At 51.3% G+C, this 15,912-nt stretch carries 15 protein-coding genes; 1 reads left to right on the top strand and 14 read right to left on the bottom strand.

From position 1 onward, the window contains the following. Nucleotides 1-24: 24 nt before the first annotated feature. Nucleotides 25-1,335: an RNA polymerase factor sigma-54 gene (rpoN, locus tag AC1RRX_RS01800; RefSeq protein ID WP_015240629.1), complete on the bottom strand. Its 1,311-nt coding sequence runs from the start codon at nucleotides 1,333-1,335 to the stop codon at nucleotides 25-27. Between the two features lie 77 nt (nucleotides 1,336-1,412). On the opposite strand from rpoN, the gene yvfG reads away from it, so the two are divergent. Next, nucleotides 1,413-1,631 (top strand): protein YvfG, encoded by a 219-nt coding sequence (gene yvfG / locus AC1RRX_RS01795; protein ID WP_003151570.1) that lies wholly within the window; start codon nucleotides 1,413-1,415, stop codon nucleotides 1,629-1,631. Nucleotides 1,632-1,644: 13 nt separating this feature from the next. Here yvfG and AC1RRX_RS01790 read toward each other — a convergent pair whose 3' ends face one another. The 13 genes from AC1RRX_RS01790 to AC1RRX_RS01730 are packed head-to-tail and all read right to left on the bottom strand — an operon-like array spanning nucleotide 1,645 to nucleotide 15,744. After that, nucleotides 1,645-2,610, bottom strand: coding sequence for a polysaccharide pyruvyl transferase family protein (locus tag AC1RRX_RS01790; RefSeq protein WP_032867025.1), 966 nt, complete (start codon nucleotides 2,608-2,610; stop codon nucleotides 1,645-1,647). Further along, complete coding sequence (locus AC1RRX_RS01785; protein WP_106079946.1) at nucleotides 2,589-3,761, bottom strand: DegT/DnrJ/EryC1/StrS family aminotransferase; 1,173 nt, start codon at nucleotides 3,759-3,761, stop codon at nucleotides 2,589-2,591. The genes AC1RRX_RS01790 and AC1RRX_RS01785 overlap by 22 nt, the downstream gene beginning before the upstream one ends. A gap of 4 nt (nucleotides 3,762-3,765) precedes the next feature. Continuing rightward, nucleotides 3,766-4,413: an acetyltransferase gene (locus tag AC1RRX_RS01780; protein ID WP_007407382.1), complete on the bottom strand. Its 648-nt coding sequence runs from the start codon at nucleotides 4,411-4,413 to the stop codon at nucleotides 3,766-3,768. Further along, a complete protein-coding gene (locus AC1RRX_RS01775; RefSeq protein ID WP_007407383.1) occupies nucleotides 4,410-5,018 on the bottom strand; it encodes a sugar transferase in 609 nt (202 codons plus the stop codon). The genes AC1RRX_RS01780 and AC1RRX_RS01775 overlap by 4 nt, the downstream gene beginning before the upstream one ends. Further along, the gene (locus AC1RRX_RS01770; RefSeq protein ID WP_031378306.1) at nucleotides 5,015-6,532 is read right to left on the bottom strand and encodes an MATE family efflux transporter; all 1,518 of its coding nucleotides are present in this window, start codon (nucleotides 6,530-6,532) and stop codon (nucleotides 5,015-5,017) included. The genes AC1RRX_RS01775 and AC1RRX_RS01770 overlap by 4 nt, the downstream gene beginning before the upstream one ends. After that, the gene (locus tag AC1RRX_RS01765) at nucleotides 6,529-7,563 is read right to left on the bottom strand and encodes a glycosyltransferase (protein WP_108724721.1); all 1,035 of its coding nucleotides are present in this window, start codon (nucleotides 7,561-7,563) and stop codon (nucleotides 6,529-6,531) included. Before AC1RRX_RS01765 ends, AC1RRX_RS01770 begins: the two co-directional genes overlap by 4 nt. Then, entirely contained in the window at nucleotides 7,560-8,636 is a 1,077-nt protein-coding gene (locus AC1RRX_RS01760) for a polysaccharide pyruvyl transferase family protein (protein ID WP_032867031.1), read from the bottom strand. The genes AC1RRX_RS01765 and AC1RRX_RS01760 overlap by 4 nt, the downstream gene beginning before the upstream one ends. Nucleotides 8,637-8,640: 4 nt before the next feature. Further along, complete coding sequence (locus AC1RRX_RS01755; RefSeq protein WP_032867033.1) at nucleotides 8,641-9,678, bottom strand: glycosyltransferase family 2 protein; 1,038 nt, start codon at nucleotides 9,676-9,678, stop codon at nucleotides 8,641-8,643. An 18-nt stretch (nucleotides 9,679-9,696) separates the two neighbouring features. Continuing rightward, nucleotides 9,697-10,800 (bottom strand): biofilm exopolysaccharide biosynthesis protein EpsG, encoded by a 1,104-nt coding sequence (epsG, locus tag AC1RRX_RS01750; RefSeq protein WP_032867035.1) that lies wholly within the window; start codon nucleotides 10,798-10,800, stop codon nucleotides 9,697-9,699. 3 nt (nucleotides 10,801-10,803) lie between these two features. Continuing rightward, a complete protein-coding gene (locus AC1RRX_RS01745; RefSeq protein WP_144463890.1) occupies nucleotides 10,804-11,940 on the bottom strand; it encodes a glycosyltransferase family 1 protein in 1,137 nt (378 codons plus the stop codon). After that, a complete protein-coding gene (gene epsE / locus AC1RRX_RS01740) occupies nucleotides 11,933-12,775 on the bottom strand; it encodes a glycosyltransferase EpsE (protein ID WP_012118512.1) in 843 nt (280 codons plus the stop codon). Before epsE ends, AC1RRX_RS01745 begins: the two co-directional genes overlap by 8 nt. Next, nucleotides 12,772-13,911, bottom strand: a complete 1,140-nt coding sequence (locus tag AC1RRX_RS01735) for a glycosyltransferase family 4 protein (RefSeq protein WP_136396634.1) — start codon at nucleotides 13,909-13,911, stop codon at nucleotides 12,772-12,774. Before AC1RRX_RS01735 ends, epsE begins: the two co-directional genes overlap by 4 nt. A gap of 15 nt (nucleotides 13,912-13,926) precedes the next feature. Continuing rightward, nucleotides 13,927-15,744 (bottom strand): polysaccharide biosynthesis protein, encoded by a 1,818-nt coding sequence (locus AC1RRX_RS01730; protein WP_172587004.1) that lies wholly within the window; start codon nucleotides 15,742-15,744, stop codon nucleotides 13,927-13,929. Nucleotides 15,745-15,912: the final 168 nt, after the last annotated feature.

The following is a 15,912-nucleotide window of genomic DNA, read 5'->3' as shown; positions in this document are numbered from 1 at the left end:
CCCGGGGTTTGGCTCGGGGAGGTTTCAGCTGTACCGTTTTCTCGCCGATGACGGCGGAATATTTAATTGGTCACGGTACTTGGCGACGGTGCGCCTTGAGATTCGGATGTCATATTGTTCATGCAGCAGATCGGCAAGCTTTTGGTCTGAAAAAGGTTTCTTTTTATCTTCTTTACCGACCAATGCCTCCAGATGCGCTTTTACGGCATAATTGGAGGCGCCGCCGTCCCCCGACGATTCAGCTTTCGCCGAGAAAAATGTTTTCATTTCATACAGTCCGTACGGCGTCTGAACGTACTTCCCTTTGATGGCCCGGCTGATCGTTGATTCGTGGAGCTCCAGCGTTTCCGCCACCTCTCTTAAGGTCAGCGGCTGCATTCCGCTTTTTCCTGTGAGAAAAAAGGATTCCTGCCGTTCAGTCAGGACGCCGATAATTCTCGTGATCGTTTGTTTTCTTTGCGACAAAGCCCGGTTCAGCCAGCGCCATTCCTGATATTTTGCCGACAGATAATTTTTCGTGTCACGGCACCCGGCAGCTGACAAGAGCGGCTGATAATGGGTATGAAGCTGGATGTCAGGAAACGAACGGCTGTTGAGCCGCGCTTGAATGATGCCGTTTTTCACCGTGATGAAAATATCCGGTTCCACGTAAAAACCCGGCTCCTCATGCGCATAACGGAGCCCCGGCCTCGGATCAAGGGCGCTGATCATGTCAGCGATGTCCTGAATGTCTTTAAGCGGAATGCCCGTTTTTAGTGTAAGCGCTTTCCAGTTCTTTCTTGCAAATAGCTCAAAATAGGCGTCGGCAATCCATTCCGCCTGTTCGTTCCGCTCGGGAAGACGGCGGAGCTGAAGAAGGATGCATTCCTGCAAAGACCTGGCGCCGATTCCCGCGGGCTCAAGGGATTGAAGCTTTTTCAGAACCGCTTCCGTCTCCTCTTGTGAAGCGGATACATGGTCGGCGGCAGCTGGTATGTCCTCTTTTAAATATCCGTTTGAGTCCAATGAATGTATCAGATAATTGAAAATCTTTTTCTCATCATCGGACAGCTTCATATCTAAGGCTTGCTGTTTGAGCGAATCCTGCAGTGTTTTGCGGGTAAGTCTGATCTGCTGGCTTCCGTCCCGTTCTTTCATCCTGTTTTTACTTGTTTTATGGTAAGATAGTGGCGGCGTGTCTGTTTCCTTTCGTTCAATCAGAGGGTTTTCCAGTGAGAGCTCATCAATATATCCGGCCAGTTCCGCGGAATTGTATCCGAGTAATGTGATAGCCTGTTTAAGCTCTTGCGTTAATTGAGGCTTTAACATTTGTGTTTGCTGAAGTTTGATATCCATCATGCTCACTCCCCTTTTTTCATTGTACATGATTGGTTTCATACCGTATATACTTATTAAAAGGAGTTGCTTTATAGATGTCAGAACTTTTTTCTGTTCCTTATTTTATTGAAAACTTTACACAGCACATTGAAATGAATCCGAATGAAGACCGAATTCATGCGATGAACAGCTATTACCGTTCCGTCGTTTCAACCCTTGTTCAGGATCAGCTGACGAAAAACTCGGTTGTGCTCAAAAGAATTCAGCATTTGGATGAGGCGTACAACAAAGTAAAACGCGGAGAAACAAAATAAACCTTCCGCTCATTCAAAGCGGAAGGTTTTCCTTCGTGCCGGCGGTTTCCCCGATCAGACGGACATCCGGCGCTTCGTGCATCCAGGTGTAATAATAGTTGGCGTTTTTCCCGTATGAATTATCAATGACGGTATTCGGTTTCCCGAGAAGCGAGGACAGAATGTGGCCGTGAAGCCTTGACGTTTCCACCGATTCGTACCTGCTGAAAAACAGGACCGCTTTCTTCGTTAAGAAATCGGAATAGCGTTTCCAAAACCGCGCAATCGGCAGCGGGTTTCCCGCTTTTTTATTCAAAACATTCAGCGTTTGGAAAAAAGCGATTCCCCTGCGGTCGCTTGCTGACAGCACATCCTGCCAGTCGCAGCTTTTAACGGAAGAATTGTTTTGCAGCTTCGGATTGATTTCCCCATCCGTGCGGATAAAATGAAGCCTGCCGCGTGACGGAGCCGCTGACGCCGCCATCGGATACAGCTGATGGGCCATGTCAGGCATAAGCCCGATATGATTCGCCGAAAAGAAGTGTTTTGCAGTTTCGTATGACACATGATCTCTCGTAAACAGGTGGAGATCCTTGTGCTCCGCAAAAAGCGCCGATGTCTTCTCAAGCCGTGTCTCATCCTGATAATAGATGGATTGCGGCAGGATGACGATCCTGTTTTCCGGAAAGGATTTGACGATTTTTTCCCTGAACGTCTGATAGTACGGATAGAGATCCCCGAAATTTCCGCCACCCTGACAGACGATGATCGTCTTTTTGTCCGCCCGGCGCCCGAATGGAAAATTGTCGGGATTCCAGCGCTGTTTCACGCGGATGCCGTGCGCTTTAAAAAACGCCTCCGTCCCTTTCATTATCAATAAATCCCCTACATTTCCGTAGAGGGGATAGTCGGCATATATGATGTCAGATTGCGGCGGTATAACGCTGAGCAGACCCGTCAGCGTTTCTTTTAATCGGCTCATAACATGGCGGCTGTCCATGTTTTCTCCCCTTTCGTTTCAAACAGTTGCGCAAGTGCGTCAATGACACGCTGCTGCTCCTCAGAAGACAAGTCAGACCCGGACGGCAGACAGATGCCCCGGCTGAAAAGGTTCTCAGAGACACGCTCATGTTCGCTGTGAGGATAAAAGACGGAAGATGAGAAAAGCGGCTGCGTATGCAGCGGTTTCCACAGCGGCCGGGCCTCAATGTTCTGTTCCGCAAGACAGGCGACGGCTTCTTCCGGCGTCACGCCGTTATCAAGCGTCAGAGCCGTCAGCCAGCGGTTTGAAACCGTTCCTTCAAGCTCCGGCATCATGCGGATGCCCGGATACGTTTCCAGCGCTTCCCGATACCTGTGAAAGATTTCTCTCCTCGCCCGAACGCGATCTTCGAGCACTTCCAGCTGCGATATCCCCACGCCCGCGAGAATGTTGCTGAGCCTGTAGTTATACCCGAGCTCGCTGTGCTGGTAATGAACGGCGGCATCTCTCGCCTGGGACGCAAGAAACCTCGCTTTTTCAATCGCGGCTTCATCGTCAGACACGAGCATGCCGCCTCCCGATGTTGTAATGATTTTGTTGCCGTTAAAGGAATAAATGCCGAAACGGCCGAACGTGCCGCTCTGCCTGCCTTTATATGTTGATCCTAAGGACTCGGCAGCGTCTTCAATCAGACAGACGCCGTATGCGTCACAAAGGCTCATTAATTCATCCATTTTCGCGCTTTGGCCGTAAAGATTGACGGCGATCACCGCTTTCGGGAGTCTGCCGCGCCGCTTTGCATCCCGCAGCGCCCGCTCAAGCGCATCGGGCGACATATTCCACGTCTCCCATTCCGAATCAATAAAAACGGGCTCAGCCTGCTCATACACAATCGGATTCGCCGTGGCGACAAACGTAAAGGAAGGACAAAATACAACGTCTCCTTTTTTCACACCCGCAAGCCGCAGGGCAAGATGGATGGCGGCCGTTCCCGAGCTTACGGCCGCCGCGCTTTTCACTCCCGCATATTCCGCGAGCAGCGCTTCAAACGAATTGACGAGCGGACCGAGCGGGGCAATCCAATTGGAACGGAAGGCTTCTGCGATGTATTCCTGTTCTTTTCCGCTCATATGAGGCGGAGACAAATAAATCCGTTTGTTTGTTTGCATGAAATCATCCTTTTTCATTATGGATAGGGGAGATGACGCGGGCCGGAACGCCGACCGCCGTCACATGGCCGGGAAGCCGGCTGATGACCGCAGCCCCCGCGCCGATAACGGACCAAGGGCCGATGTCAATCTGCGGTATGACGGACGCGCCGATTCCGAGGTGCGTTCCTTCCCCGACTTTCACTCCGCCGGCAAGCGCCGCGCGCGGTGAAAGATGGACGTAATCTCCGATTGTATTGTCATGATCGGCAACCGCCCCCGTATTGATGATGCAATGGGCGCCGATGTCAGCGCCCGCCTGAATGACGGCTCCCGCCATCACAACCGTTCCGTGTCCGACGGAAGCCGTTTCACTGACGATCGCCCCGGGGTGAATGAGTGCGGCATAATCGTCATCTTCAAGCCCAAGCGTTTCAGCGAACTGCTTTCTGACGCCGTTGCGGCCGATGCATATCGTGAACACGGCTTCGGGGACGAGTTTCCGAAGCATGTGCACGTCTTTCGTCCGGCCCGTATATAAACCGTTCCGAACGGCAAAACCGCTGAATTCGTCATCCAATACGCCCGCAAGCTCCATATCGGAACGGGCCTGCACGATTTCCTTCACGACTTTTCCGTGTCCGCCGTTTCCGATCAGCACGACCTTTTTCACGATGACATATCTCCGCTGCCTGTGAAGCGTTTTGCCGTCACATGGCCGGCTTGATGTATGCCTTCTGACACGAGAACTTTTTTCACTGTTAAAAGCAGAATCTTTAAGTCGAGAAGAAATGTGCGGTTGTCGACGTACCACACGTCGAGCTTGAATTTTTCCTCCCATGAAATCGCGTTTCTCCCGTTAATCTGCGCCCAGCCCGTAATCCCCGGCTTCACCTCGTGGCGCCGCGCCTGCTCCGCCGTGTAAAGCGGCAGATAATCCATCAGCAAAGGGCGGGGGCCGACAAGACTGATATCTCCTTTGAGCACATTAAAAAGCTGGGGAAGCTCATCGATGCTCAGTTTTCTGATCAGCCTTCCCGTTTTGGTCAGACGGAGATGATCCGGAAGCAGCACACCGTTTTCATCACGCGCATCCGTCATCGTTCTGAGTTTATACAACGTAAACGGACGACCATTATGCCCCGGTCTCGTCTGTTTGAACAATACCGGAGACCCGATGGCGCATCTGACGGCTGCCATGGCGAAGAGAAGGATGACGCTCGCGCCGCACAATAACAACACCGCGGCCGCTATATCAAATACACGTTTCGCCTTCAAATCTGAACAGCTCCTTTCACTTTTCGGCATTTCTGTAAAGCAAGCCGCCTTTCTTCTTTCGTACAAATGAAGAAAAAAGCGAATGCGGCATAGCTCATGCATACGGCAAGCCCCGCGGCGATCAGGCCGGCCCAGCTGTCAAGCGGTGAAAACAGCCGGATACCCCGGCAGACAGCCCAGGCAAATACGGCCGCTGCCAACGGGCCGAACATTCCTTTGTAAAACGCGGTTTTCTGAAAACCGGTAATATGCGAAACATACAGCGGCGTGAAGACGGCATTTTTCAAAATGAGAGAGACTGCACCGGCGATGGTGATGCCGTACAGCCCGAGATGTGCCGGTCCGCTGAGAACCACGGCCAATACGACATTCAGTCCGCCTAAACATAAAGTAACGACGGCGGGCGTTTTTTGTTTATTAAAAGCCGTCCATACGTAAAAAAGCGGCATGACAGAGAGACTGACCGCCAAATACCCGGCGTGAATGTATAAAAGCGGCGCCGTCTGCACAAACGACGGGCCCAGCCAAATCGCCAGAAACGGTTCGGCAAGCCCTCCTAATAATGCGGCGGGAAGCGCGAGCAGAAGCCCGTTCATCCGCACAGCCTTATTGGCGTAAGACAGGAGACCTTCCATATCCCCTTTTGAGTAATAGGAAGTCAAAACCGGCGCAAACAGTGAAGCAAGCGTCCCTGCAAGACTTCTGAGCAGAAGCGGGAATTGAATAATCGCCGCATAGACACCCGCCTCAGACGGCCCCAGAACGAGGTTGGCCGTCATGAGGTCAATCTGCAGAAACAGCAGCACGCCGATCTGGTTGACAGAACTCCAGGCACCGGCCGAAAACAGTACTTTGCTCGTCTGTAATGACAAGGTTTTACGGCTGAAAGAAAACCACGGAATCAATTTCTTAAAGAAGAAAAAAGTCAGCACGGCCGCACAGACGGCTCCCGCTAATGCCGAAAGCTGGATCTGCCAGATTTTCGGCGGCAGGCACGTAAACAGAGCGAGCACACACAGCACCCTGACCAGCATTTGCACGGCCTGAATGGAACTTGTGATATAAAGCTTGTTGGCAAAAAACGGCCCCGTTGCGAACCCCGCCATAAAAAACGTCAGCATAAACAGCACGCTGCCGATCACGATAGAGAGCCTCACATCCGTTAAGAGCCCGGCCGGCACATTCATAATCTTGTCAATAAAAAAAGCAGTCCCGGCGAGCGGCACAGCGAGTAATAGAGATATCACGACAGACGCGGCTAAATAATTGCTTACATACGCATTGGCCTCATCCCTGTTCCCCCTGTGGGCGGCGACGGAGAAAAACCTCACAACGACAGAGCTCAGCGCAACGGTAATAATAGAGAAATAGTTAATGATATTCTGTGTCAGATGGACAAATCCAAAAGCCTCCACACCTAATGTTTTCACAATAAAGGGCGTCATCCACACTGATAAAAACACCGATAGTAAAAACGCCGTCACATTGGCGCCGAAATTAATGGCAAATTTCATGCTCCTTCCGCACTGCCTTTCTCTTTCGATTTCCGTTCGAAAAACGCATGCAGAAGAAGAGGAAGGCGCATTTTGCACAGGCCGAGCACCACGCGCTCCCCCGCCAGCAGCTGTTTATGGCGGCACGGCGTCCTGCGCACCGCCGTTTTTACCATGTCATACGTTAAGATTCTGCCGATGTGCGCCGTAATCTGATGTGACGGCTGCGGGGCGGCGCATGCGTTGGCGATCAGCATCGGAATCTGATGCTTGCACAAATATGTATTGATATCGCTCCGGCAGGCGTCCGTCAGCCCGTTTTCCTCATAAAAAGCCATTTTCGCTTTATATTGCTTTTGCAGTTCGTGATCTAAGTGGGGCTTAAACGGTGTTTCTGTAAGACTTTGCGGATTTTCCCGGTAGATATACAGCCCTTCGTCTATCACTTTGATACGCGCGGCTTGGCGGAACGCTGCCAAATTAAACGGAGAGTCTTCGGCAAACCGGATATCTTCATGGAACAACAGCCCTTGCAATGATTCTCGCCGGTATATATAGCGCCACACATACCAAATAAACCGATGTTCGTGCGCACGGGTCAGCAATGCAGTCATTTCATCCGCTGTGAAGACGCGACCCGGCGGAAGGGACGGCGGCATATATGTTCTTTTCTTAGACGGCGTTTCCTTATAATAGCCGCATCCGGCGATATCCAGCCGGTTCTTCTCCGCTTCTTCATAAAGCCGCTCGAACATCGTTTCCGTCACATAGTCATCGCCGTCCACAAAACCGATATAACGGCCGCGGGCGGCTTTTATTCCGGCATTGCGGGCCGAGCTGAGGCCGCCGTTTTCTTTATGAATCACCCGGATTCTCGCATCTTCTGCGGCGAATTGTTCAGCAATCCGGCCTGACCGATCCGGTGAACCGTCATTGACGAAAATGATTTCGATGTCTCTCAGCGTCTGTTTTGTTAAAGAAACCGCGCATTTTTTCATAAAAGGCTCTGTCTTATACATCGGCACGATCACGCTCACAAGCGGCGCGGTCATTGGGCATCACCGCTGATTTTCGAGCGCAGCCCGGCAAAATAAACACTGCGCAAAGAACCGCCTTCCTCATGCTTGCCGCTGAGCAGCCGGTTTACGGCGGCCGTTACGGCTTCAGGGTCTGGACGTTCAAGCAATGTCATGTTCGGTATGTTTTTCAGCCATTGATAGCCTTCCATCACTTTATGATCAAACGAACGAATGACGACACAAGGCGTTTTCGTCAGCGCACAAAAAATCATCCCGTGAAGCCTGTCAGTGACGACGGCTTCCGCGCCTTTCAGCGTATTCCAAAGCTCTTCCAGCTCCTTTTCACGTGTATGGCGGCTGACCCTCCGGCCGACCGTCGTGGTAAAGGAATGCAGCTCGCCGTACTCTTTTGCCAAAGCTTCTTTTACCATCGTTCTGTCCTCAGCCGTCAGCGCACTCTCCTTATCCTCCCGTAAACAGAGGTAGATCCCTTCCCGCGGGATGCGCCGCTCGCTTTTATCCAAATATAAGACCATGTCAGGCTGTTTGAGCACTGTTTTTCCGGGAAAATGACGCTTCATCCATTGATACGTCGTCTCATCTCTCGCCATTAACAAAAGGTCGGGATGCGCATTGTACACTTTTCGGGCGCGCTTCAGTTCCTTCCGTCCCTTTTTTGATTCAGAAAAGTGAGCCGTCGCCGGAAGCTGAACGATCCGATATTCCCGGAATGTTTTGATGATAAAGCGGCGTGTCCATTCCTCATACCGGTACAAATCCCCCATGTTCCCGCCGCCGATGATGAATACCATATCATCGGGGTGGCGCTTTTTGATCAGCGCTTTTGCGGATCTGTATATATCCTTCATATCCACCTCGACAATGTCAAAATCGGGATACTCCCGTTCAAGAAACGTTTTGCTTGCGTAGGCGATGGCGTGATCGCCGAGATTATCGTGGGACGGGAGCAGCGTCAGAATGATCTTTTTTCTTGCCGCTGTAAGCCCCGCCCCATCCGCTGCCGTTCCGAAATGAAATTGGGACGGGTATTTGACCTTAAGCAACAGCCATTCCGCGAGATTGATTTTTAAAGATTGTATCGACATGTCTTCACCCTCTGATTTTCATTTTGTACTCGATTGCCCGCTGATACGCGGCTGATGCCAGCGACACGAACGGAATCAGCTTCAGCTTCGCCAAAAGCAGAAGGCATGAGCGTTTGGCGTCAAACGGCGCCGTTCCGGTTTTGGAAAGGCTCAGGCGAAACACGGGATCAGCGCATATCCGGCTGATATTCTTCCACTTCTCAGAAAACCGGCCGCCGTTATTCCGCTTCCATTCATTCAGCAGGCAGACTGTTCCGTGCTGAACGATGAAAAAATCCAGCTCCTGCCGGTATTCCTGTAAGCAGCCGTTTTCACGCAAAAAAGCCTCGTTCAGCCGATAGAGAACGAGACCTGAGTCAAACAGCTTTTTCTGATAGCTTTGCACAATGGAAGTCAAGTGAATCCGATAATGATAGAGCGGCTGATCCACGTACGAGACCGCACCTGCGAAAACATGCGCCCGGAGGCTGAAGTACTGATCCTCCACGTGCTCCAGCTCATCACGAAGCGGAAAGCGCAGCTGATGATGCTCGATCATGGTTCTTTTGTACAGCTTGTTCCATGAAAAACCGCTGACTCTTCCTTCAAATAAATCTTTCAGGTACCATTGTTTCGGGCGGCCCGCGTACGCTGAAGCGATCGTTGAAACGGCGGTTTTCCCCGTATCCGCAAATTCGGCCGCATATTCGCAAATCACGAGATCAGCCTGATCAGCCTTCGCTTTTTCATACATGCGCAGGCAATAATGAGGTTCAACCCAGTCGTCCGCATCAATAAAAGCGATAAATTCGCCGCGCGCCGCCTCGATCCCCCTGTTGCGGACCGCGCCGAGCCCCCGGTTTTGCTGATGAATGACCCGGATTCTCTCATCCCGCTTCTGATAGGTTTCAAGAATCGCCGGGCTTTGATCCGTTGACCCGTCATTAACGGCCACGATTTCGATATTGGCGAGCGACTGATTGAGCAATGAATCTAAGCATCTTTCTAAATAAGTTTCCGTATTATACACAGCAATTAATAAACTGACCGCGGGTGTTTCCATATAAACCTCCAATGTCCATTACCGGGAAAAAATCGTTCTGTACGGAAGCACAGACGAATCGACCGGCATAAGCAAGTAACTGTAAAGAAAATAACAGACAATAATGGCGATATAAATCAGCGCATTTGATTTTTCATCAAAAATCCTCACAAAATAAGGGATCAGGATCATTTGGTACAGGCCGAAATATATATTAAACCGGGCGAAAATAACATCCTTTGTCGCCAAAAGACCGAAGAGCAGGCCGAGCAGACAGAAATTCACGATGACATCAATGTCAGGCCAGAGCTTCCGCAGCCGCTCCCGATAGCAGAAAGCCAAAAACAGCGGCAGAAGCAGCACCGCGATTTTTACGACGTTCATCCCGTTCGTATTGGTCATCAGCCATTTCTCATAATGGCCGTATGAGCTGTTTTCCAGCACGACGACAAAAAGCGAAATGAACTTCTGATACAGAAACGTCATAAGAAGAAACAATGCCGACAGTCCGAAAATCGCGGGCGACCAGGCTTTTTTTCTGACGAGAAAATAAACCGGAATCATAATCAGCGCTGAGGAATGAAAAAGCGAACACAGCAGCACGATTGACATATAACGCTTCCAGCTTCCGCTGATCACGTAGCGGACGGCCCAAAACAAAACGGCCGCCACCATATACTGCCTGATCCCGTTAAAGGAAGCGTAATAGTGATACGTGCCCAAAAACAAAAACACACTCAGCTCAAACGGACGGCCGAACTCAACGAGCCCCTTTAAAATAAAGCTGCACGTCACGACCGCCACGGTGAAATACATGATTTGCGGATCTTTCGTGATAAAATTCATGAGCCAGATGAGAGCCGTAAACCCCGGATCAACGGCTGCTTTTTTCGCTCCGAACCCGAAGATCTCCCAAATGCTTCCGTAATTTCCCGCCAGCTTGTACATCAGCGCGTACGTCTGAAAATCCGTCCCGACTCTGTAGCGCAAACCGGAGACCAATACGAGCGATAGCAGCGGAACGATCATGACGAGCTGATTCGGCCGGTATCCGGTCGAAAGCGATTGATCACGCCCGCCGCACATTTTCGCGAACCATGACCAAATATACACAATTCCCATATTGACTACATATACAATCATTCGTTACTGTTCCTTTTTCCAATTCATATTGTAAAGCTTCATAACAGCCCCCGCATTTTCTCCCGCGTCATATCCCTGCCGTCTGAGGGTTTCTTTAATGCGCTCCCCGTCAGGCTTTGCCGCCTCTGCTGCCCGTAACACCGCGGATGCCCATTGTCCGGGCGGTTCTTTGAGGCTGAGCCTTTTGACCAGCCCGAGCCCTGCATCGGCTTCTTCCGTTATGCCGTCTGATATTACGCACGGCACCCCGGAGGCCTGCGCTTCAACGAGCGTGACGGGCAGCCCTTCATAAAGAGACGGCATGACAAATACATCCAACGTTTTCAGCAGGGCATGAACGCGGTCTTCTATGCCGATAAAACGCACATCATCATCAAGCCCCAGCTTCGCCGCCAGATTTTCCATGTCGGTGCGAAGCGGACCGTCTCCGGCGAGAATCAGCTGTAAGCCGATGCCCCGCTCTTTCATATCAGCGGCCAGCCGGAGCAGAAATTCGTGGTTTTTTTCTTCTGTAAAGCGGCCGATATGGCCGATCACCAAACGGCCGCCTGCAATGCCCCGCTTCCTTTTTTCAGCTTCTGTGTCCGCGCACCCGCCGGCAAATAAGTCGAGATCAATGCCGTTCGGCAAAAGATGCACGTCTTTTTCTTTCCCGAATAAGAAACGGCCCGCGTCTTCTCCGCAGGCGCACAGTGCCGTGGCGTTTGCCGTGATCAGCCGTCTGAAAACAAACAGCTGCATCCCGGCAAGCCGCGACGCCCGCCCCCGCCACGACGTACTATGCGAATGGCAGATCCGCACCGGGACGCCGGCTAAACGAGCGGCAAGCGCGATGAATCCCGACTGAAAATCGGTATGGGCGTGCACGGCGGCAAACGGGCCTTTTTCATGAATCACCCGCTTGACCTGTTTCACAAATGTAATCGGGTTTGTGCTGCCGATGCTCGGCACATAAAAAAGCCGTCCGCCGAGAGCGAGAATTTCCTCATCATAAGCGCACGGATCGTTCCTATGGGTTAAAAAATCAAACTGCACCTTCGTTCTGTCCATCTTCCGGTACAAATTCATCATCATCGTTTCTGCGCCGCCCCTGTTCATCCCGCTGAAGATGTGCAGCACCCGCATCGGTTTGTCAGTCATGTTCGGCAAGCCCTTCTTTTTGGCGGATGTCCCTGTTTTTATGATAACGGTTCATGACCGCGGGCGGCGTAATGGCGCGGATGAGAGGTTTTGCGATATACGCGTAATGGGAAAGCGGCAGCTTCAACCGTCTGCATGCCTGAAAAACGAGGACCGCGTTATCAATGGAATACGTAAACGATCTCCTTTTAAACGCATCACTGTCCTCTCTTACTTTATACAGCGTTTCTTGGAGATTGTACCCCCGGAAACCCGCTTCAAAAAAGCGCAGCCACAAATCGATATCCTCCATCCGCCGCGTCCGCCTGACTGACCGGTAGCCGCCAAGCGCTTTGTACGCTTCAGCCCGCATCATAATGGTGCCGTGGCAGAACGGTGTGCCTTTCGCCATAATTCCCGGTTTCGGCACGGGCGGCAAAAGCCGGGCGCCCCTTACACCGAATTCGTCAAATACGAGCATCCCCGTGCCTACGACTTGATAGTGGGCGTGCTTGTTTAAGAAAGCGGCCTGTTTTTCCAGTCTCCTCGGGTTGGAGATGTCATCACCGTCCTGCCTGGCGATATAATCCCCCGTTGCGTATGTCAGACAGCGGTTCAGCGAAGCGGCAAGCCGTTGATTTGTCTTATTTTGAATCAGCGTGATCCGGTCGCCGTAATGATCCGCGTAACGGCGCGCAATCTGATACGTTCCGTCAGTTGACGCGTCATCACACATAATCAGTTCCCAATTCTTATAAGATTGGCTCAGGATGGATTCAATACTCTCCGCTAAAGTCTCTTCGCAATTATAAATTCCCATGATGACGGAAATTTTCGGTTGTGCTCCTGCATTCATACGCTTTTCTCCTTTTTATCCATATAACCGGCGTAAATGTGCGCCATTTCCTTTACCGTACGTGTTTCAGAAAAACATTCCGCCGTGCTGCGCCCTTTTTGCCCCATTGCTTTTCGCAGACACGGGGAGCGGTACAGCTTTTCAATCCGATCGGCAAATGCCGCGCTGTCCCCGGCCGGCACGAGAAAACCGTTCACGCCGTCTTCGATGATCTCACGGTGCCCCCTGTTGTCCGCGGCAACGGCCGGCTTTTCGGCAGCCATTCCTTCAAGCAGATTCATGCCGAGTCCTTCACGGATGCTTGAGGCGACAGACAGATCGGCAAGCTGAATCAGTTCATGAATATCGCGGCAAAAACCGTAAAACCGCACCATGTCGGATACACCGAGTGATTCAGCCTTTTTTCTGTACGGCGCTTCCATCACGCCTTCTCCTGCAAATACGAGTTTCAGCTCCGGGATGCGGTTCTTCAGCAGTGCCGCAGTCTCAATGAGAAGTCCTTGGTTTTTATTGCCGTTTAATTCAGCGGGGTATACGAGAATAAATTCCCCGGCGCCGAAGCCGTGTTTTTCTCTCAGACGTTCACTCTCTTCCCGGCTCACAGGGCGAAACCTGTCTGTATTCACCCCGATGCCGTGTATTTTTTTCGCGCCGCAAGCTGTTTTTTTCATTTGCTTGGCCCGTTCGTAATCCTCTTCATTAATCGTAATCAGACAATCCGTATAAGAAGAAAGAAATTTTTCGATCGGGTAATAAAGAAGCCAGTTTTTCAGGGGCGCTCCGTCGCAGAAGTGAAAGCCGTGCGCGGTGTACAGCACCTTTGTCCCTTTTTGGCGAGCTTGTCTCGCAGCAAGGCGTGCAAGCACGCCGCCGACCGGCGTATGACAGTGAATCATGTCGTAGCCGTTGTCCTGAATGAGCCGTTTCAGCCGCCTGTAAACAGAAAGATTTTCGGGATGAAACGGCGAGCGCCGGATCGGAATGGAAAACTTTTCATCAACGAACGGAAGATTCATATTGCCGCCTGCCGCGACGTGCACCTCCCAGCCCATATCCTGAAACCATTGAAAATACGGAAGATGAAAGGCTTTAAAATGATAATCGACAGTGGCGCAGAATAATACTTTTTTCGTCATCTTTCTGTCCTCCCATCACACGCCTGCGGCCGCTTCTTCATGTACTGATTCGATCGCCTCAAACAGCCTTTTTCTCAGCTCTTCTTCAGGCAGACGGCTGAATTCCTCCATAAAACGGATGAGCACGGCCCAATTCCCGTCCACCGCTTTCCCGATATGGATTTTCGGAAAAATCTGCTCCGTATGTACTTCATTATGATTCAGCAATTCTTCATACATCTTTTCTCCCGGGCGGATGCCGGAGAATTCGATGGGAATCTGTTCTGTCGTATAGCCTGATAAATGAATCAGGTTTTTGGCCAGATCGACGATTTTGACGGGTTCTCCCATATCCAGAACGAAAATCTGCCGCCCTTTTGCAAGCGCCCCCGCCTGAATGACGAGTCTTGACGCTTCGGGAATCGTCATAAAATATCTTGTCATCGCCGGGTGCGTGACGGTGACGGGTCCGCCTTTTTCAATCTGCTTTTTGAAAATCGGAATGACGCTGCCGCGGCTTCCGAGCACATTTCCGAAACGGACGGCGGCGAATTTGGTGCGGCTGACCTTTCCGAGGTTCATGATGACCATTTCCGCAAACCGTTTCGTCGCGCCCATGACATTGGCCGGATTGACCGCTTTGTCAGAAGAAATCAGCACGAAGGTTTCCGTTCCGCACATGTCGGCGGCTTCGGCGACATTTTTCGTGCCGATAATGTTGTTTTTAACGGCTTCTTCCGGATTATGTTCCATTAACGGCACATGTTTATGGGCAGCCGCATGATAGACGACGTGCGGCTCGTATTTTTTCATCAAAGCAAAGATTTTATCTCTGTCCTGAATATCGGCGATCTCCGCGTGAAAGAGCACCTCTTTGCCGAAGCGTGCGGACAGCTCGGTATGTACGGAATGAATGCTGTTCTCCCCGTGGCCGAGAAGGACGATTTCCCGCGGAAGAAACGCGCTGATCTGGCGGCAGATCTCAGAACCGATTGAGCCGCCGGCGCCCGTGACCAGAATCGTTTTTCCCTTGATGCTGTCAGAAATTTTGCTCGTATCAAGGGTGACCGGCTTTCTGCCGAGCAGATCTTCGGCTTTTACATCTCTGATGTGTCCGGCAGCCTGCGTTCCGAGCAGGATCTCATCAAATTGCGGCATGATTTTAATATGGGCGCCCGTCTGCACACATTCTTTGTATAACGTCTGAAGCTCATGGGTGCAAAGAGACGGAATGGCAATGATAATATGGTGGATTCTCAGCCTCTGCACCGCCGGCATAATGCTTTCTTTTCCGCCGATGACGGGCAGGCCCATGATTTCGAGCTTATGCTTCGTCTGATCATCATCAATAAAAGCCACAGGCATGATTCCGAGATCGTTTTTCTGGGTAAGCTGACGGACGAGCAGCGTCCCCCCCGCACCTGCGCCGATGATCAGCGCCCTGGAAGAGTCATTTTGCTTCCTGCCGATCGTTTCTTTCAGCACCCGTGAAATCATCCGGCTTCCTCCGATGAACAATAGCTGAACCATCCAGCTGACGGCCAACAGCCGGAACAAAATCGTGTGGAACACCCCGTATTGGACGGCGGCTGTCACAGCTGCGGACAGCGTGATCCCCTTCAGCAGATCAAGCAGCTCGCCTATTCCCGTGTACGTCCATACCTGCTTATACTGGTGAAACATAAAAGCGCATACATGATGGCTGATCAGCATGCTCACGGCAGTCAGCAGCAACGCTCCGGAGTCATAAAAGTGATAAGAATCCTCAAAAAATTGATATCCTATAACAACGGAAAGTAAAACGAGATACGTATCCAATGCAAAAATCATTGAAAGTCTTCTCCGGTAAGTCAATCTTTCCCCTCCTCATTTATCGGTTTAGCTGATACGGTTTTCGTAAAAACAGACATAACAGCTAAGCCGATAACAATGCATCATCTTAAGATAAAATTGGGCATTTAACCCGTCCTCACACCCCGCCACCGACGACCAGCATCTAAGGCAGCGGAAAACGCCGCCCAC

The sequence above is a fragment of the Bacillus sp. GW821-FHT11D08 genome, assembly GCF_058808515.1.
This window is presented reverse-complemented; position numbering and strand designations above follow the sequence as displayed.